Annotated in this window: 17 protein-coding genes; 14 read left to right on the plus strand and 3 right to left on the minus strand. The window is 69.5% G+C overall.

The genetic code is table 11. From position 1 onward, the window contains the following. Nucleotides 1-1,105: mannitol dehydrogenase family protein (locus ABD352_RS51185; RefSeq protein WP_344619941.1), on the plus strand; the 1,105-nt coding region annotated here is incomplete at its 5' end. A gap of 42 nt (nt 1,106-1,147) precedes the next feature. On the opposite strand, the gene ABD352_RS51190 is transcribed toward ABD352_RS51185, so the two are convergent. Both ABD352_RS51190 and ABD352_RS51195 read right to left on the minus strand, forming a co-directional pair. Further along, entirely contained in the window at nt 1,148-2,710 is a 1,563-nt protein-coding gene (locus ABD352_RS51190) for an MFS transporter (protein WP_344619942.1), read from the minus strand. Between the two features lie 107 nt (nt 2,711-2,817). Continuing rightward, nucleotides 2,818-3,870 (minus strand): LLM class flavin-dependent oxidoreductase, encoded by a 1,053-nt coding sequence (locus ABD352_RS51195; protein ID WP_344619943.1) that lies wholly within the window; start codon nt 3,868-3,870, stop codon nt 2,818-2,820. A gap of 252 nt (nt 3,871-4,122) precedes the next feature. Between ABD352_RS51195 and ABD352_RS51200 the strand changes: the two genes are divergently transcribed. From ABD352_RS51200 to ABD352_RS51235, 8 genes are all read left to right on the plus strand, one after another. After that, the gene (locus ABD352_RS51200; RefSeq protein WP_344619944.1) at nt 4,123-5,469 is read left to right on the plus strand and encodes an aminotransferase class III-fold pyridoxal phosphate-dependent enzyme; all 1,347 of its coding nucleotides are present in this window, start codon (nt 4,123-4,125) and stop codon (nt 5,467-5,469) included. Between the two features lie 34 nt (nt 5,470-5,503). Next, nucleotides 5,504-6,148: a class II aldolase/adducin family protein gene (locus ABD352_RS51205; RefSeq protein WP_344619945.1), complete on the plus strand. Its 645-nt coding sequence runs from the start codon at nt 5,504-5,506 to the stop codon at nt 6,146-6,148. Between the two features lie 6 nt (nt 6,149-6,154). Next, on the plus strand, nt 6,155-7,912 hold the full coding sequence (locus ABD352_RS51210) for an ABC transporter permease subunit (protein ID WP_344619946.1): 1,758 nt from the start codon (nt 6,155-6,157) through the stop codon (nt 7,910-7,912). Between the two features lie 39 nt (nt 7,913-7,951). Beyond that, entirely contained in the window at nt 7,952-9,106 is a 1,155-nt protein-coding gene (locus ABD352_RS51215) for an ABC transporter ATP-binding protein (protein ID WP_344619947.1), read from the plus strand. Nucleotides 9,107-9,227: 121 nt separating this feature from the next. After that, nucleotides 9,228-10,280 carry an extracellular solute-binding protein gene (locus ABD352_RS51220; protein ID WP_344619948.1) on the plus strand — a complete coding sequence of 351 codons (1,053 nt, stop codon included), beginning with the start codon at nt 9,228-9,230 and terminating at the stop codon, nt 10,278-10,280. Nucleotides 10,281-10,367: 87 nt separating this feature from the next. Continuing rightward, nucleotides 10,368-11,342: a C-terminal binding protein gene (locus tag ABD352_RS51225; RefSeq protein WP_344619949.1), complete on the plus strand. Its 975-nt coding sequence runs from the start codon at nt 10,368-10,370 to the stop codon at nt 11,340-11,342. A 20-nt stretch (nt 11,343-11,362) separates the two neighbouring features. Next, the gene (gene kduI / locus ABD352_RS51230; protein ID WP_344619950.1) at nt 11,363-12,193 is read left to right on the plus strand and encodes a 5-dehydro-4-deoxy-D-glucuronate isomerase; all 831 of its coding nucleotides are present in this window, start codon (nt 11,363-11,365) and stop codon (nt 12,191-12,193) included. Continuing rightward, the gene (locus tag ABD352_RS51235) at nt 12,180-12,674 is read left to right on the plus strand and encodes a flavin reductase family protein (RefSeq protein ID WP_344619951.1); all 495 of its coding nucleotides are present in this window, start codon (nt 12,180-12,182) and stop codon (nt 12,672-12,674) included. The genes kduI and ABD352_RS51235 overlap by 14 nt, the downstream gene beginning before the upstream one ends. A 148-nt stretch (nt 12,675-12,822) precedes the next feature. Here the strand turns inward: ABD352_RS51235 and ABD352_RS51240 are convergent, their stop codons facing one another. Then, nucleotides 12,823-12,978 carry an SDR family oxidoreductase gene (locus ABD352_RS51240; protein WP_344619952.1) on the minus strand — a complete coding sequence of 52 codons (156 nt, stop codon included), beginning with the start codon at nt 12,976-12,978 and terminating at the stop codon, nt 12,823-12,825. Nucleotides 12,979-13,033: 55 nt separating this feature from the next. Here ABD352_RS51240 and ABD352_RS51245 point away from each other — a divergent pair, with 55 nt between their 5' ends. The 5 genes from ABD352_RS51245 to ABD352_RS51265 all read left to right on the plus strand — a co-directional run bounded on the left by ABD352_RS51245 (nt 13,034) and on the right by ABD352_RS51265 (nt 17,181). Beyond that, the gene (locus ABD352_RS51245) at nt 13,034-13,318 is read left to right on the plus strand and encodes a hypothetical protein (RefSeq protein WP_344619953.1); all 285 of its coding nucleotides are present in this window, start codon (nt 13,034-13,036) and stop codon (nt 13,316-13,318) included. Nucleotides 13,319-13,366: 48 nt separating this feature from the next. After that, entirely contained in the window at nt 13,367-13,579 is a 213-nt protein-coding gene (locus ABD352_RS51250) for an integrase (protein ID WP_344619954.1), read from the plus strand. A gap of 226 nt (nt 13,580-13,805) precedes the next feature. Beyond that, complete coding sequence (locus ABD352_RS51255; protein ID WP_344619955.1) at nt 13,806-15,425, plus strand: ABC transporter substrate-binding protein; 1,620 nt, start codon at nt 13,806-13,808, stop codon at nt 15,423-15,425. Then, the gene (locus ABD352_RS51260) at nt 15,422-16,357 is read left to right on the plus strand and encodes an ABC transporter permease (RefSeq protein ID WP_344619956.1); all 936 of its coding nucleotides are present in this window, start codon (nt 15,422-15,424) and stop codon (nt 16,355-16,357) included. The genes ABD352_RS51255 and ABD352_RS51260 overlap by 4 nt, the downstream gene beginning before the upstream one ends. Beyond that, a complete protein-coding gene (locus ABD352_RS51265) occupies nt 16,354-17,181 on the plus strand; it encodes an ABC transporter permease (protein WP_344619957.1) in 828 nt (275 codons plus the stop codon). The genes ABD352_RS51260 and ABD352_RS51265 overlap by 4 nt, the downstream gene beginning before the upstream one ends.

The raw sequence follows: 17,181 nt of genomic DNA on the forward strand, positions 1-17,181 counted from the left end.
GATGCTCCCCGCCGACGATCCGGCCGGCGTGGTCGACGCGATCGCGTCGCCGGAGGTCACGGTGGTGACGCTGACGATCACCGAGGCCGGTTATCACGATGACCGGCCCGGTGATCGTTCGCTGCTCGGGCTGCTGGCCGCCGGTCTGTCCCGGCGGGCGGGCGCAGGCGGCCTACCGATCAGCGTCGTCAGCTGCGACAACCTCACCGACAACGGGCAGGTGCTCTCCGGCGTGATGCGCCGGATCGCCGCTCGTACCGAGGATTCCGCGCTCGCCGACTACCTGGACGCGCGGGTCGCCTTCCCGGCGACGATGGTCGATCGTATCGTGCCCGCCACGACCGACCGGCACCGCGAACTGGCCCGCCGGGCCGGCTACGCCGACCAGGTGCCGGTGCCCGCCGAACCGTTCCGGCAGTGGGTCCTGGACGACTCGTTCACGGCCGACCGGCCGCCGTGGCACGAAGCGGGGGCACTGGTGACCACCGCCGTACACGACTGGGAGACGATCAAGGTCCGGCTGGTCAACGGCAGCAACAGCATGCTCGCCTACCTCGGGCTGCTGCGCGGCCACACGCTGATCGCCGAGGCGTTCGCCGACCCGGTGGTCCGCGCCGCCGTCGACGCCATCGGCGACGAGTACCAGCCCACGCTGCCCGCGCCGGACGGCTTCGACCCGCAGGCCTACCGCGCCGCGCTCGCGAGCCGGTTCGGCAACGCCGCGCTCGGGCACCGCACCGATCAGGTCGGCACCGACGGTTCGCTGAAGCTACGGCAACGAGTCGTCGACACCGCGTCGTGGTACGCACGACGGTCCGCGCTGCCCAGCGCGCTGTGCCTGCTCACCGCGGCGTACCTGCGCTGCCTGTGCCGGCCGGAGGCGCTCGCCGGCGACCCGCCGGCCGATCCTCGGGCAGCCGCCCTCATCGAGCGCGGCCGCCGGCATCCCGACGAACGCGAGCTGGTCCGTGCACTGCTCGGCGAGGACGAGCTGTTCGGTGCGGTGCTCGCGGCCGACTCGGCGTTCCAGGAGCGCACCGGCGACCTGCTGCGGGTCCTGGCCCGGTCCGGCACGGCAGCCGCGGTGCGCGCACTGACGACCTAGGTGCCCAGCCCCGCCGGGCTACCCGACCTGCGGCGAGCCCGGTCAGCGCCCCGACGACGAGTCCCGCGTCGGGGTGGGGCGGGCCGACCCGTTGTCGCGGCTGGTCCGAAGTCGCACGTCGACCACGCGCTCGGCGCCCCGGACCGTGACGGCTCGCGCCTCGGTCGTCGCCGACGGCGGCTCTCCGAGGTCGTGCCTCCTCGTCCGGAACAGCGGCAGCGTAAGCAGCGCGGAGACGAGCGACGCGCCGGCGGCGACCCAGAACATGGTGGCGATCGCGCCGAAGCTGGGCAGCGCGTCACCGTCGACGTCGACCACCACCGTCGTGGTGACCGCGGCCAGGGCGGCGCTCGAGGTCGATGTGCCGACGGAGCGCAGCAGCGTGTTGAGCCCGTTCGCGGACGCGGTCTCGGTCGCCGGGACGGAGCGCATGATCAGGCTCGGCATCGCGGCGAAGGTCATCGACGTGCCGACCGCGACGAGCATCGAGCCGGCGACGATCTGCCAGAGCCCATGGCTGAAGAAGACGCGGGAGGAGTAGAAGGCGGCCATGGTCATGGCCCCGGCCAGCAGGGTCGTTTGCGGGCCGAAGCGGCGCGTGATCGACGCCGACACGGGCGCCATCGTGCCGAAGACCAGCGAGATCGGCGCCATCCACAGCCCGGTGTGCAGGGTGTCCAGGCCCAGGCCGTATCCGGTTCGCACCGGTTGCTGTAGCAGCTGGGTGGTGGTGAGCATGTTGGCGAACATCGCGAACCCCGTCAGGACTGAGGCGATGTTGACCAGGAGTACCGCCTGCCGCGCGGCGACCCGCACGTCGACGAGCGGGTTGTGCACCCGCCGTTCGAGGGGCAGCCAGACCGCCACCAGGACCAGGCCCAGCACGACGAGCGCGATGGTCTGATACGACAGCCAGCCCCAGTGGGAGCCCTTGGACAGGGCGAGCAGCAATGCCGTCACCGCGGCGGAGAGCAACAGGGCGCCCGGGAAGTCGAACGATCCGCGGGTACGCATGGGGGATTCGGAGACGACCAGCGCCACCGCCGCGAACAGCACGGCGCCCGCGGCGACGCTGACCCAGAACACTGCGTGCCAGTTCATGTGCTCGACGATCAGCCCGGCCAGCGGCAGCCCGGCCCCGGCGCCGATGGCGAGGGTGCCGCTCATCAGCGACACGCCAAGGGGGAGTCGTCGTGGCGGAAGCTCGTCGCGCATGATCGCGATCCCGATCGGGACGAGCGCGACGCCGACGCCCTGCAGGGCACGGGAGGCGATGATGAGCGGCAGGGTCTGACTGAAGGCACCGAGCGCGGAACCGGCGATCATGACGGCCAGTGCCACCAGCATCATGCGCTTCTTGCCGTACATGTCGGCGAGCCGCGACAGCGTCGGTGTGGCGACGGCCCCCGCCAGCAGCGTTGCGGTGATCAGCCAGGACGCGTTGTCGGGCGTGGTGTGCAGCAGCCGCGGGAAGTCCGGTAGCACCGGCAGCACCAGCGTCTGCTGCAGCGATACGGCTGTGCCGCACATCGCCAGCGTGCCGACGGCGACTGCGCTGCGGGTCTTCTCGGCCGTGTCGTTGCTTGAAATTACGGGCCGATCCACACAGCGCTCCTCATGCAGCAATTGGGCGAACGGCGTGCCCCGGCCCGGCCGGCCTCGCTGACATCCGTCAGCGAGGCCGGCGGGCGCGGATCCACGGCGATCGGCGATCAGCGGCCGGCGACGATCTTGTCGCCCTCGGTGCGCAGCGCGTCGACGAAGCCGTCCGGGAGCTCGCCGAAGTATCCGTCGGCCGCCGTGATCAGCAGCGCGTCGGCGCCGGCCTCGGACACGTAGCGCAGCAAGGCGTCCTTGACCTGCTCGGGCGTGCCGACCAGCGCGCCCATGCCGCCCTGGCCGTGTGTCGCGGCGGAGAGGCCGAGCCAGAGCCGCTCGTCGTGGACCAGCGACTCCTCGACCAGGCCGAGCTGCCGGTTACGCCCGACGTCCTCGGCGTGCCGGTCCCGGCGGCGGGTCTCTTCGAAGTCCGGCGGCAGCATCGCGTTCGCCGCCGACCACGCGGCATCCTCGGTGTCCCCGAGGATCAGCCGCAGGCTCACCGAGAACCGGGGCACCGGCCGGCCCAGCTCTGCGCAGCGGGCGCGGACCTCGTCGAACCGCGCCTTGACCATCGCGACCGGCTCGGCCCACGACATGTACACGTCGGCCTGCCGGGCCGCGAAGTCCGCCGCGCCGCTGCTGGCGCCGCCCATGTAGATGGTCGGTCCGCCTGCCTGCACCGGCTTGAGCCGCTGCGAGGTGTCGCGGAACCGGTAGAACTCGCCGTCGATGTCGAGCGGTTCGCCGGCCGACCAGACGCGTCGCATGATGTCGACGTACTCGATACTGCGCCGGTACCGGTCGTCGTGCGCGACGAGGTCGCCCTCGCGGAGCTGGTCGTCGGGGGAGCCGCCGGTGATGACGTTCAGCGTGAACCGGCCACCCGACAGCACGTCGAGCGTCGCGGCCATCCGCGCCGCGACGGTCGGCACCATGACGCCCGGACGGTGCGCCAGCAACACCCGGATCGACGAGGTGTGCGCGAGCGCGTAGCCGGCCAGTGACCACCCGTCGGGAATCTGCGACGAGTAGCCGATCAGCAGATTGTCGATGCCGGCGCGCTCGGCTGCCTGGGCTGCCTCGATCAGGGCCGAGGGACCGTCGTCACTGCGCTGCGGCGCGAAGCGGGTGATGGAACTGAGAATCTCGAGGCGGCCAGTCATGGCGTCATCCTTTCGGCGGGCGGCGCATCGCCGCGGCGGCTGCCTACGCCGGGATCGTAGACAGCTGTTCGGAATAAATCAACGTAACGATCGAGTCTCGGAAGTGCGGCTACCCCCGTCGCCGTTGGTGAGATGACCGCAGGACCACACGCAATTGCTGAAGGGTGGCGCGATCGTTCGGGAGCTACAGAAGGCGGTCGGGGAGACCTTTACTTATCTCGCACAAGCGAGTAACAATAGGCACCTCGCACGTTGAAGCCGCTTCGCGCACCGTCGCCTGCCTGCTTCCGTCGCACCAAAGTCCACGTATGTCCAGCGGGAAGGGACCAAAGCGCCGTGGCGATCATCGATCAGTTGGCACCCCGGGATCGCGACCTGAGACGCCGTGCTCGCAAGGTCATTCCCAACGGCATGTACGGCCACATGGCAGCTCAGGTGCTGCCGGAGGGCTATCCGCAGTTCATCGAGCGTGCCGACGGCGCCCGGATGTGGGACGTCGACGGCCGCGAGTACCTGGACTTGATGTCCAGTTGGGGCCCGATCGTGCTCGGCCACCGGTACCCGGCGGTGGAGGAGGCGGTGCGCACGCAGGCCGGGGCCGGCGACTGCTTCGACGGGACGTCGCCGCGCATGGTGGAACTGGCCGAGGCATTCGTCGACCTGGTGCCCTATGCCGACTGGGCGATGTTCGCGAAGAACGGCACCGATGCGACCACGCTGTGCTGCACGATCGCACGAGCGCACACCGGTCGCGAGATCGTCGTGATCGCGCGGGGCGCCTACCACGGCGCCGCGCCGTGGTGCACGCCCTACCCGGCGGGCGTCACCGCCGCCGACCGGCAGAATCTCGTGTACTTCGAGTACAACGACATCGACTCGCTGCATGCGGCCATCGCGGGTATCGAGGATCGGGTCGCCGCTGTCATCGCCTGCCCGGTGCGGCATGACGTGCGACGCGAGCAGGAGCTGGCCGAGCCGCAGTTCGCACGGGCGCTGCGCGAGACGTGCGACCGGATCGGGGCACTGCTGGTGCTGGACGAGGTCCGCACCGGCTTTCGCCTCGACGTGCGCGGCAGCTGGGAGTCGTTCGGGGTGCGGCCGGACCTGAGTGCCTGGTCGAAGGCGATCGCCAACGGCTATGCGCTCAGCGCCGTGCTCGGTCGCACTGACCTGCGTGACGCCGCCGGACGCGTGTACACCACCGGGTCGTTCTGGTTCTCCGCGGTGAGCATGGCGGCGTCGCTCGCCACGCTGGGCGTCGTGAACACCGCCGCGTTCGAGTCGAACCTGCGGGCCGCCGGCGAGCAGTTGCGCACCGGTCTGCTGGCTCAGGCGGAGGCCTACGGCTTCCAGGTGCGGTACACCGGACCGGTCCAGATGCCGTTGCTGACCTTCGTCGCCGATGAAGACTTCGCGCTCGGCAACGCCTGGGCTTCCGCGGCGATCAGCAACGGGGTGTACGTGCACCCGCACCACAACTGGTTCCTCAATGCCGCGCACACGCCAGCGGTGATCGAGGAGATCCTGCAGCGCACCGATGCCGCCTACGCGACGCTCGCCGGCCAGCCGGTCGCCGGGCGCGGATTGCTGACGGGCTGAGCGCATGGCGTCGGCGTGGAACACAGCGGACCGGATGGTGCGCCAGCTCGCGCTGCTCGAGCGCGACGGGCTCGCCGTTGCCGGCGCGGGCAACGTCAGCATGCGCCTCGACTCCGAGCGGACGTTGATCACCCGTTCCGGCCTGCGGTTCGGCAGCGCGTCGGCGGCCGATCTCTGCGTCGTCGACGCGCAGGGGGTGCTCACCAGCGGGCTGCCGGACCAGGAATTGCGGGCCGGCGCCCGCCCGTCGTCGGAGACCCAGCTGCACCTCGGCGTCTACCGGGTCACCGACGCCCGCGCCGTCGTGCACACGCACGGCGCCTTCTGCACCGCGGTCTCGACGGTGGTCGAGACGCTGCCGCCGGTGCACTACTCGGTGCACCGGCTCGGTGGACCGGTCGGCGTCGTCGGCTACCACACGTTCGGCTCGCCGGAGCTGGCGGATGCGGTGGCGACGGGATTGGCCGGGGGAGCCCGGGCGGTGTTGATGCGCAACCACGGCGCCGTCGTCACCGGCGATTCGGTCGAGCAGGCCGCCGAGTTCGCGCAGCTGCTCGAGTGGCTGTGCGAGGTGTACTGGCGCGCGTGCGCGCTCGGCACGCCGGCACTGCTCACGCCCGAGCAGCTGGCGGCGGCTGCCGACCAGAGCGGGCGCATCGCGTACATGGCGGAGAGGTAGGTGGCGATGAGTACGTCAGTGACACCCGCCGCCCGGCTCGCCCCCGCCGAGCCGGAGCATGAGGCGGCGGCCGCGGGTACGCGCAGCAGGTGGGTCTCGGCGTCGGTCGGCGTCGCGGTGGTGCTGCCGCTACTCGCGCTGTACGGCATCTTCCTGTTCTGGCCGCTGGTCGACATCCTGCTGCGCAGCTTCGACCCACTCGGCGAGGTCTCCTACACGCACCCGAACTTCGGCTTCACGAACTTCACGCAGATCGGCACCGACAGCCTGCTGCGCATCATCGAGCTGCGCACGCTGCGGCTCGCGCTGTACACCACGCTGATCACGACCGTGCTCGGGTTCCCGGTGGCGTACCTGTTGTCGCGGATGCAGCCGCGCAGGGCGTCGCTGCTGCTGCTCGGCATCCTGGTGCCGTTCTTCGTGCCCACCGTGGTGCGACTCTTCTCGTTGACGGTGCTGCTCAGCCCTGACGGCGTTGTCAACTCGTTCACCGACGCCATCGGCCTCGGCAAGTTCCCGCTGCTGTTCAACACGACCGCGACGGTGATCGGCATGACCGTCTACCAGCTACCGGTCATGATTCTGATTCTCTACGCGGGATTGTCGCGGATCGACACCAACCTGACGCTCGCGGCGCACACGCTCGGCGCCTCGCCGACCAGAGCATTCTTCACCGTCTACCTGCCGCAGGCCAGGCCGACCGTGATCAGCGGGATGCTCTTCACGATGGTGCTGTCGCTCAGCTTCTTCCTGGTGCCGTCGGTGCTCGGCGGGCCCCGCGACCAGACGATGAGCGTGTTCATCCAGCAGCAGATCGAACTGTTCCAGTGGGGGCAGGCCAGCGCGATGGGCATCGTGCTGCTGATCATCACGATGATCGGCTACGGCCTGACGCTACGACTGACCGGCGGCGCGACCGTCGGGGTGCCCACCACGGTGGCCAAGGGCACGAGCAACCGCGAGCCGCTGCGTGGCACGCCCGCCGTGTGGAGCAGCCGGGTCGTGCTCGTCATCGTGTTCGTACTGCTGCTTGCGCCGGTGCTGGTGGTCTTCCCGCTCTCGATCGGCACCGGGCAGCAGGTGGTCTTCCCGCCACGCGGCTTCACGCTCACCTGGTTCAGTCAGGTGTTCACCGCCGGCGTGTGGATCCCGGCCTTCACCAAGAGCGTGATCGTGGGCATCTCGACGGCCGTGCTGTCGGTCGCGCTCGCGCTGAGCCTGGCCCGCACGGTGCAGCGCATCCGCAATCGGGCAGTGCGCGCGATCATCCTGGCGATCGCCTTCGCGCCCGTCATCACGCCGCACATCCTGCTGGCGATCGGCCTCTACGACGTGGAGATCCGCCTCCACCTGATCGGCTCGAACGTCGGACTGATCATGGCGCACACCGTGATCGCGTTCCCGCTCGCCTTCTCGATCATCAACAGTGCGCTGGCCCAGAGCGACATCACGCTCGAGCAGGCGGCCTGGACGATGGGCTCGTCGCGCACCCGCACCTTCTGGCTGGTCGTCGTCCGCTCGAAGCTCGGCAGCATCGTGAGCGCCGGTGTAGCCGCGTTCATGGTGTCGTGGGACGACGTGGTCATCGCGCAGTTCCAGAACGGGCTGTCCAAGACGCTACCCGTCGTCATCTACTCCTACCTCGATTCCGGTGTCGTGCCGGCGGTGCCGGCGATCTCGAGCATGCTCGTGCTCCTGGTGATCGTCGGGTTGGTCGTCTCCCTCGTCGTCGGCCGGGTGGGTGCCCGGCGCGGTCCGGCGTAAAGCCCGATCGGCGACAACATGCGTCCTGAAGGAGATCCCGTGCATTCCGTGATGAAGCCAACCCGCACCGCGGCGGCGGCGCCGAGCGCCGAGGGCGCCCGCGGCAGCGTCCGGATCGACGGCGTCAGCTGCGGGTTCGACGCCACGACCGTGCTGCGCGGGCTCGATCTCACCATCGATCCCGGCGAGTTCCTCACCCTGCTCGGACCGAGCGGGTCGGGCAAGACCACCCTGTTGCGCGTCATCGCCGGGCTGATCGAGCCGAGTGCCGGACGGGTGGTCATCGACGGCGCGGACGTGACGAAGCTGCCGCCGCAGAAGCGCGATCTCGGCTTCGTCTTCCAGAACTACGCGCTGTTTCCGCATCTGACCGTGCGGCAGAACATCGAGTACCCGCTGAAGGTCCGCAAGATCCCGACCGCCCGGCGCCGGGAGCTGATCGCCGAGATGCTCGACATCGTCGGCCTGACCGGGATGGACAAGCGCTATCCCAGCCAGCTCAGCGGCGGCCAGCAGCAGCGGGTCGCGCTCGCCCGGTCGCTCGTCCACCGGCCGACGGTACTGCTGCTGGACGAGCCGCTCGGCGCGCTCGACCGGCGGCTGCGGCAGGAACTCGGCCGCGAGCTGCGCCGCATCCAGCGCGAGACCGGCACGACGGCCATCTACGTGACGCACGACCAGGAGGAGGCCTATGTGCTCTCCGACCGGATCGGCATCATGCGCGACGGCCTGCTCACCCAACTCGGCGCGCCGATCGAGCTGTACCAGCAGCCGGGCGATCTGTTCGTCGCCGGATTCCTGGGCGACGTCAACCTGGTCGCGGGCTGCGTCCTCGAGCGCGGCCCGGCCGCGACCGTGATCGACATCGGTGGCAGCCGGCTGCCCTGCCGGGACGAGACGGACATCGCCGTCTCGGCCACCGCCACCTGCGTCATCCGCCCGGAACACCTGAGCGTCCGGGCGATCGGCTCCACCTCGCCGGGCGACCACGAGCAGCACTACCTCGCCAACGCTGTCGTGGACGACGCCTACTTCCTCGGACAGGCGTTCCGGCTCAAGTTGAGCTGGCAGCAGGGCTCATTGACCGCGGACGTGGATGCCGGTGGCCGCCTTCCAGCAGTGGGCGAGGAGGTCTCGGTCTTCGTCCGGGCCGGCACGGCGAGCGTCGTGCGCTCGCGCGAGTCGGCGCCGTAAGCCACGCAGTGACCAACACCCCCTGGTCCGAACACCCCCACCCGACACCCCGATCAGAGCAGGAGAAGCCATGAAGAGACGTCTGTTACGTCGATGGCCGCCAGTCGCAGCGCTTCTCGCCATGACCCTCATCGCCTCGGCGTGCTCCTCGTCGAGCGATGGAAATAACGGCGGGCCGTCCACCGCCGGCGGGCCGCACGGAGAGATCGCGTACTTCGACCTGAGCGGCGGGTCCGCCTCGAAGGCACTCGCCGACGGCCTGTGGAAGAACTTCACCAACGAGACCGGCGTGCCGGTGACCATCGACTTCGGTGGCACGATCGCGAAACTGCAGGCGGCGGTGCAGGCGGGCCAGGTGCCCTGGAGCCTGGCGCAGACGCCGTTCCTGCCCGCGGTCGACCAGGCGAAGTTGCTGCAGAAGATCGACACGTCGATCGTGCCGGTGGATCAGCTGCAGCCGGGCACCTACGACGAGTACAGCATCCAGTACGGCACGTACGGCATGAACCTGACCTGGAGCCTCAAGAACTACCCGGCCTCCGGGCCGCAGCCGAGCTCGATGGCCGACCTCTACGACACCCAGAAGTTCCCCGGCAAGCGCTGCTTCATGAGCGACGTACGCGTCGGCTGGGTCCTCGAGAGTGCACTCATCGCCGATGGCGTGGCGCCGAATCAGCTGTACCCGATCGACATGGACCGGGCGATCAAGAAGCTGGGCACCATCAAGAACGACATCGTGTGGAATGCCTCGCCGACCCTCGAGGTGCAGAACTTCGAGAACGGGTCCTGCGCGATCGGCATCATCGCCAACGGCATGGCGAAGACGATGATCGTGGCGGACAAGTACCCGGCAAGCTTCACCTGGAACCAGGCCGGCTGGGCCAGCTCCTCCTTCGGCATCCCGAAAGGCGCGCCGAACGCGAACGCCGCGCAGTACCTGCTCAAGTGGATCATCACCGACACCAAGGGACAGGCCGTCTACAGCGAAGCGGCCGCCTCGCCGGTGCCGACCGGGCTGAAGCACTTCGACCCGTCGAGCATCACCGACCAGACCCTGCTGCGGTTCCTACCGGCCGGCGACAACATGAAGGACACCACCCCGCGCAACAACCAGTGGTGGACCGACAACCAGGTGATGGTCAACAACACCATCAACAAGTTCAAGGCCAGCTGATCACCCCGGCCCGGATCGCGGGAAGTCCACGACAGCACCACCCGCGATCCGGGCCGGACCATACGTGAGATAGGAGCGCGCCGCAGCATGCGGATCGTGATCACCGACTGCGACCACGCCACGGTCGAAATCGAAGAGCAGCTCGCCGCGGAACACGGTGCCGAACTGGTACTCGCGCGGTGCCGCACCGCGGCCGACGTCGTCGCGGCCGGCGCCGGCGCCGACGGGCTGGTCGTGCAGTACGCACCCATTGACGCGACCGTGCTGGACGCGCTGCCGACCGTTCGTGCCGTCTCCCGGTACGGCGTCGGCGTGGACACCGTCGACGTCGACGCCGCGTCGGCCCGCGGCGTCGCCGTCTGCAACGTGCCAGGTTACGCCGACGAGGAGGTGGCCCAGCACGCCGTCGCGCTGGCGCTCGCGGTCGAGCGCGGCGTGCTGCCGCTCGACCGAAGCGTACGTGCCGGGCGTCCCGACTACGGCGCCGCGGGGCCGCTGCATCGCAGCAGCGAGCGCACGTTCGGGGTGGTCGGCTTCGGCGCCATCGGCCGGACCACGGCACAGAAGGCGGCCGGCCTCGGCTACCGCGTGGTCGCCCACGATCCCCGCTACCCGTCGGGCGAGCGGCTCGACGGTGTCGTGCAGCTCTCGTTCGACGAACTGCTCGCCGCGGCCGACGTGGTGTCGCTGCACGTGCCGCTCGCGCCGGCGACGCACCATCTCATCGATGCCGCCGCGCTGGCCCGGATGCGGCCCGGCGCTGTGCTGGTGAACACCTGCCGCGGCGGGGTCGTCGACACCGACGCGCTGGTAGCCGCTCTCGCCAACGGGCAGCTGGCCGGCGCCGCGCTCGACGTGGTCGATCCCGAGCCGTTGCCCGCCGGGCACCCGCTCCTGACGCAGCCCCGGGCGGTGCTGACACCGCACGCCGCGTGGTACTCGGAAGAGTCCGTGAGCGAGCTGAAGCGCCGGGTGATGACCAACGTCCTCGCCGTCTGCGCAGGCATCGCGCCTGCCGACATCGTCAATCCCGAGGTGCTCACCCGCACCGTCCGTGCCTGACCCACACCGACAGAGGAGCCATGCAGACCCGCGAAGCCACTCATCCTGCCGAGATCACCGCGCTGGACACCAACGCCCTGCGCGCCCGGTTCGTCGTCGACGACCTTTTCCGGCCCGGCGCAGTCCGCTTCGTCTACAGCCATGAGGACCGGATCGTGCTCGGCGGTGTCGTGCCCCTCGACAACCCGCTGTCGCTCGGTACGGACGATGCGCTCTACGCCGAGTACTTCTGCCAGCGTCGCGAGCTCGCGATCACCAACCTGGGCGGCACCGGAACGGTGACCGCCGACGGCGTGCAGTTCGCGCTCGCCGCGCAGGACGTGCTGTACATCGGCCAGGGCACCCGTGAGGTCAGCTTCGCGAGCGATGATGCCGCGAATCCCGCGACCTACTATCTGTTCTCGGCCACCGCGCACACTGCGTTGCCGACCACACTGGTGACGAAGGCCCAGGCCGCCGAGACCGCGGCCGGCGCCGCCGAGACGGCGAACCGGCGGACCATCCGTAAGTACCTGCACCAGGATGGCGTCGCCACCGCGCAGATCGTGCTCGGTATCACCAGCCTGGAACCGGGCTCGGTCTGGAACACCATGCCCTGCCACACGCACGGCCGGCGCACCGAGGTGTACCTGTACTACGGGCTCGGCCCTGAGCATCGCGTCGTGCACCTGATGGGCGAGCCGCAACGCACCCGCAACCTGATCCTCGCCGACCGCGACGTCGTCATCTCGCCCAGCTGGTCGGTGCATACCGGCGCCGGTACGTCGAACTACGCGTTCGTCTGGGCGATGGCCGGCGAGAACCAGGAGTTCGACGATATGCAGCAGGTGGCGACCGATGCGCTCCGCTGAATCGGCCGACCTCACCCCGGCCGAGCTGCGGCTGGCGTTCGGCGCGTTCCCGTCCGGGGTTGCGGCCGTCGCGGCACTGCGCGACACCGTCCCGGTCGGGCTGGCGGCAAGTTCGTTCACGTCGGTGTCGCTGGACCCGCCGCTCGTCTCGGTCTGCATGGCACACACGTCGACCACCTGGCCGGTGCTGCGGCGCGCCACCAGGATCGGCCTGTCGATCCTGGCCGAGGGCCAGTACGCCGCCTGCCGGGCGCTTGCGGCCCGCACCGGCGACCGATTCGCCGACCTGTCCTGGCAGGCGACCGACACCGGCGCCGTCGTGATCGAAGGATCGCCGCTGTGCCTGGAGTGCACCGTGCACGCGGAGGTGCCGGCCGGCGACCATGACATCGTGCTGCTCGCCATCCACGGCCTGCTGCACCGTAGCGACGTCGCGCCGTTGGTCTTCCACCGCAGCAGGTTCCGCCGGCTCACCGACTGACGCGAGGCATGGGGAGAGGTACGTACAGTGAAGGTCGCGCCGTTCGCCGTGCTTTCCCGGAGGTGCCCGGTGCGCGTCGAGGCGGATCTCCCGGGAACTCAACCCGGACCGGCCGCTCGATCGAGGCATCGACGGTTTCCAGGATGGGTCAGTCCATGGCCATGCCGCCGTTGACCGGCGCGGTGGTGCCGGTGATGAGTTCGCTGTCGTCACCGGCGTAGAAGGCGACGGCCCGGGCCACGTCATCGGGGGAGGCGAACCGGCCGAGCGCCGTCTGGGCCGCCAGGCGCTGTGCACGCGACACCGACAGCCTGTCGGATGAACCCGGCAGTAATGTTGGCCGTCGAGATGGAGGCACCATGGCTTTGCGGCGCAAAGGCAGCCGAACCGTCGTCGTCGACGGACGTCGCTACCGCTGGGTCATAACCCTTCGCGCGGAGCCGGTGCAGGGCGTCGTCGTCGAACTCGCCGAGGGACCCGCCAGCCGTCTGGTGGCCTATACAAACGAGTTCGCCGTTATCACTCCGGGCATGGTCGCGTTGGGTATCCGCGCCGCTCTGTCCGCCGGCTGGGAACCCGACATGAGGGGGCCGGACTTCCGGCTAGCCGATGACCTGTGGGGGCCACCGCTGCTCACGCCGTGACCCCAGATCCGGAACCTGCTGAGCTGCCGCAACGAGTTGCTCGACCGCATGCTGTTCTACAACCGGGCCCACCTCCTGCACGCCCTGTGCGAATACGCACGCCACCACAACGCGCACCGACCCCATCGAGGCGTCGCCAACGCCCGCCCACTCGCGCCATTGCCCGAACCGATCACAGAACCGGCCACGCTGGCCCGACTCGACGTCCGTCGACGCGACCGTCTCGGCGGCATCCTCCACGAGTACCACCAGGCCGCTTGACCTGCATGGATGGGGTATTCGGCACGCGCGGCACCGGGCCGGACAGAACACCACGGAAGCGGTGCTGACGCCGATCATTTTCGAAATTTACCCGATCATGTCTTGAAGCCGCCTTATGTTCACAGTAGCTTCTCGTCATCGAACATCGGGCCGCCTCCGTCGGTGCACGGAGCCTGGTTGGGGCCGACCCGACCCCCACAGCGGCTCGGACGAGGAGGTTCTGGAGATGGCAGCTCCCTCGTGGCTCAGACTTCGGCGGATGGTGATCGGCGGCGTGGCCGTCCTGCTCACCGCCGCCGCGTGTGGTTCAGGTCCCGCCGAGGAGAACCAGGGCGGCGGCACGCCGGTCGACGGCGGCACGCTGAGCGTGGCGCTCTCCGCCGAGCCGGACAGCCTTGACCCGGCCGGCGCCGCCCAGGCGGCCGCGCACCAAGTGTTCATGCAGATCTATGACCCACTGGTATGGCTCAACCCGTCCAGCGGCGAGTACGTCGGCGGGCTGGCCTCGTCCTGGACGACCTCGTCCGACGGCCTGACCACGACCTTCAAGCTGCGTACCGGCGTGAAGTTCCAGGACGGCACCGACTTCAACGCCGAGGCGGTGAAGTTCAACTTCGAGCGGATCCTCGACGCCTCGTTCAAGTCGCCGGTCGCCCGGGCCAAGCTCGGTCCGCTGAAGACGGTGACCGCAGTCGACCCGGCCACGGTCGAGCTCACGTACTCCTCGCCCTTCCCGTCGCTGCTCAACTCCCTGAGTCAGCACTGGCTGGCGATCGTGTCCCCGGCGGCGGTCGCCAAGTACGGCACCGGCTACGGCCAGCACCCGGTGGGCACCGGCCCGATGTCGTTCGTGGAGTGGGTGACCGGTGACCACGTGACCCTGCAGCGCACGGCCGACTACGCCTGGGGGCCGTCGTTCCTGCACCAGGGGAAGGCGTACCTCGACAAGCTGATCTTCAAGATTGTCCCGGACGACGGGGCCCGGTCGGCGGCCGTCCAGAGCGGTGACGTACAGCTCGCCTGGAACATGCCGGCGGCCGACTTCTCACTGCTCAAGAAGAAGGGCTCCGACCTGACCATGGTGGCCGCGCCGTGGAGCGGCGGCTCGCTCTCGCTGTTCCTGAACACTGAGCGCGCCCCGACCGACGATCTCGCGGTCCGGCAGGCGATCCAGTACGGGATCAGCCGTACCGACCTCATCAACACCGCCCTGTTCGGGATCTACACGCCGGCCGAGGGGCCGATCTCCCCGCGGACTGTCGGCTACTCGAAGTCGGTGGAGGGCCGGTACGCGTACGACAAGGCGAAGGCCGAGAGCCTGCTCGACGGGGCCGGCTGGACGATGGGCGGCGACGGCTTCCGCAGCAAGAACGGCACCCGGCTCGCGTTGAAGATCATCACGCAAGCGCAGTTCAACCCGATCGCCACCGGCGTCCAGGGGCTGCTCAAGCCGCTCGGGTTCGACGTGGCGGTGGACATCCGCGCCGCCGCCGCCGCGACCGACGCCAACGGCAAGGGCGAGGGTACCGGCGGCATCACCGGCTTGGTCGACAGCGACGCGTCCGGCATCCAGCTCTTCTACAGCTCGAAGAACTACGGCGGGTTCGACTGGTCGCGCATCAAGGACACGCAGATCGACGACCTGCTGAGCAAACAGGCGGTCGAGACGGACGTCGCCAAGCGCAACCAGATCCTCGGCGAGCTCCAGACCACGATCATGGACAAGGCGCTGATCTACCCGATGTACCAGGGCGCCTTCCTGTACGGGGTCAGCTCGAAGGTGGGCAACCTGCACACCAACGTGCTCGCGTATCCCTACTACGCCGATATGTGGCTCAACCCGTGACACGGTACATCCTTCAGCGCATCGCGCTGTTGGTCCCCGTGTTGCTCGGGGTGTCGGTACTGGTCTTCCTGAGCCTGTACCTCACCCCGGGCGACCCGGTCACGGCCGTGGTCGGCGACGTGCCGGTGAGCGAGGAGACCCGCCAGCAGTTGCGAGCCCAGTACGGGTTCGACCGCCCGCTGTGGGTACAGTACCTGAGCTTCATGGGGCGGGCCCTGCAGGGCGACCTCGGCTACTCGTACCGCTACCAGCGGCCGGTGCTCGACCTCGTGCTGCAGAACATCCCGCAGACGATCCTGCTCATGCTGGCCGCGATGCTCATCGCGGTGCTCCTCGGCTCGCTCATCGGCACGGTGTCCGCGCTCAAGCGCGGATCCAAGGTGGACACCGCGCTGATGGGCCTGGCCACGCTGGGCCTGTCGGTACCGACGTTCTGGCTCGGCATGGTCCTGCTGCTGGTGTTCGCGGTGAACCTGCGATGGTTTCCGGCCATCGGGGCCGACCGGCCGGGCGCGATCATCCTGCCGGCGGTGACGCTGGCCGTCGGGGCGGCCTGCATCATCGCCCGCTTCCTGCGCGGCTCGCTGCTCGAGGTGCTCAACCACGACTACGTCGTCGCCGCCCGCAGCAAGGGCATGCGGGAACGGCGGGTCATCGGCGTGCACGCCATGCGCAACGCCGTCATCCCGGTGCTCACCATCGTCGGGCTGCAGATCGGCAACCTGCTGGCGGGAGCGGTCGTCGTCGAGACGATCTTCACCCGGCACGGGATCGGGCAACTGCTGCTGTCGGGCATCACCAACCGCGACTTCCCGATCGTGCAGGGCACCGTCCTGTTCGCGACGGTCAGCTACGTGCTCGTCAACCTCGTCGTCGACCTGCTGTACACCGTGGTCGACCCGCGCATCCGGCACGGGGGGAAGCCGTCATGAAGCGCTACCTGCGGCACCCGAGCTTCGCCATCGGCGCGATGCTGCTCGTCATGGTCGTCGTGGCCAGCCTCATCGGCATGATCGCGACCCCGCACGACCCGACCGCCCTCAACCCCCGGGCCCGCCTGGAGAGCCCGAGTTGGTCCTACCCGTTCGGGACCGACCAGTTCGGCCGCGACATCTTCAGCCGGATCCTGGCCGGCGGCCACCTCACCCTGGCCACCGGCCTCTTCGCCGTCTTCCTCGGACTCGTCGTCGGCGGTACCGTCGGCTGCCTGGCCGGCTACTTCGGCCGGGCCGTCGATCTCGGCGCCGTCGCGTTCATGGACATCCTGCTGGCCTTCCCGGCGGTGCTGCTCGCCCTCGGCATCGTGGCCATCCTCGGCGGCAGCGTCACCAACGTCATCATCGCCGTCGGGGTCGCCACCGTGCCGGTCTTCGCCCGGGTCGCCCGCGCCTCCGTGCTCAGCGTGATGGTCCGCCCGTACGTCAAGGCTGCCGTCGCCATGGGCTGCACCCACCGGCGGATCCTGCTCCGGCACGTACTGCCGAACATCCTCGGGCCGATGCTCGTGCTCACCACCACCACCATCGCGACGGCCATCCTCATCGGCTCCGCGCTGTCGTTCCTCGGCCTCGGCGCCGCCCCGCCGACCCCCGAGTGGGGCGTCATGCTCAGCGACGCCCGGGCCTACATGCGGCTCGGCTGGTGGCTGACCGTGGTGCCTGGCGTCGCCGTCGCGCTGGTGGTGCTGGCCCTCAACCTGCTCGGCGACGGCCTGCGGGACCTCATCGACCCGACATCGCGGCCGGAAGGAGACTGA

The sequence above is a fragment of the Dactylosporangium salmoneum genome (assembly GCF_039532525.1).
In the GTDB taxonomy this organism is placed as follows: Bacteria; Actinomycetota; Actinomycetes; order Mycobacteriales; family Micromonosporaceae; genus Dactylosporangium; species Dactylosporangium salmoneum.

Excerpts from the sequence above, each read along its gene's own strand:
- ABD352_RS51250 (WP_344619954.1), top strand. The coding sequence starts at position 13,367 with ATGCTGTTCTACAACCGGGCCCACCTCCTGCACGCCCTGTGCGAATAC.
- ABD352_RS51225 (WP_344619949.1), top strand. The coding sequence starts at position 10,368 with ATGCGGATCGTGATCACCGACTGCGACCACGCCACGGTCGAAATCGAA.
- ABD352_RS51195 (WP_344619943.1), bottom strand. The coding sequence starts at position 3,870 with ATGACTGGCCGCCTCGAGATTCTCAGTTCCATCACCCGCTTCGCGCCG.
- ABD352_RS51205 (WP_344619945.1), top strand. The coding sequence starts at position 5,504 with ATGGTGCGCCAGCTCGCGCTGCTCGAGCGCGACGGGCTCGCCGTTGCC.
- ABD352_RS51220 (WP_344619948.1), top strand. The coding sequence starts at position 9,228 with ATGACCCTCATCGCCTCGGCGTGCTCCTCGTCGAGCGATGGAAATAAC.
- ABD352_RS51255 (WP_344619955.1), top strand. The coding sequence starts at position 13,806 with ATGGCAGCTCCCTCGTGGCTCAGACTTCGGCGGATGGTGATCGGCGGC.
- ABD352_RS51245 (WP_344619953.1), top strand. The coding sequence starts at position 13,034 with ATGGCTTTGCGGCGCAAAGGCAGCCGAACCGTCGTCGTCGACGGACGT.
- ABD352_RS51235 (WP_344619951.1), top strand. The coding sequence starts at position 12,180 with ATGCGCTCCGCTGAATCGGCCGACCTCACCCCGGCCGAGCTGCGGCTG.
- ABD352_RS51265 (WP_344619957.1), top strand. The coding sequence starts at position 16,354 with ATGAAGCGCTACCTGCGGCACCCGAGCTTCGCCATCGGCGCGATGCTG.
- kduI (WP_344619950.1), top strand. The coding sequence starts at position 11,363 with ATGCAGACCCGCGAAGCCACTCATCCTGCCGAGATCACCGCGCTGGAC.
- ABD352_RS51210 (WP_344619946.1), top strand. The coding sequence starts at position 6,155 with ATGAGTACGTCAGTGACACCCGCCGCCCGGCTCGCCCCCGCCGAGCCG.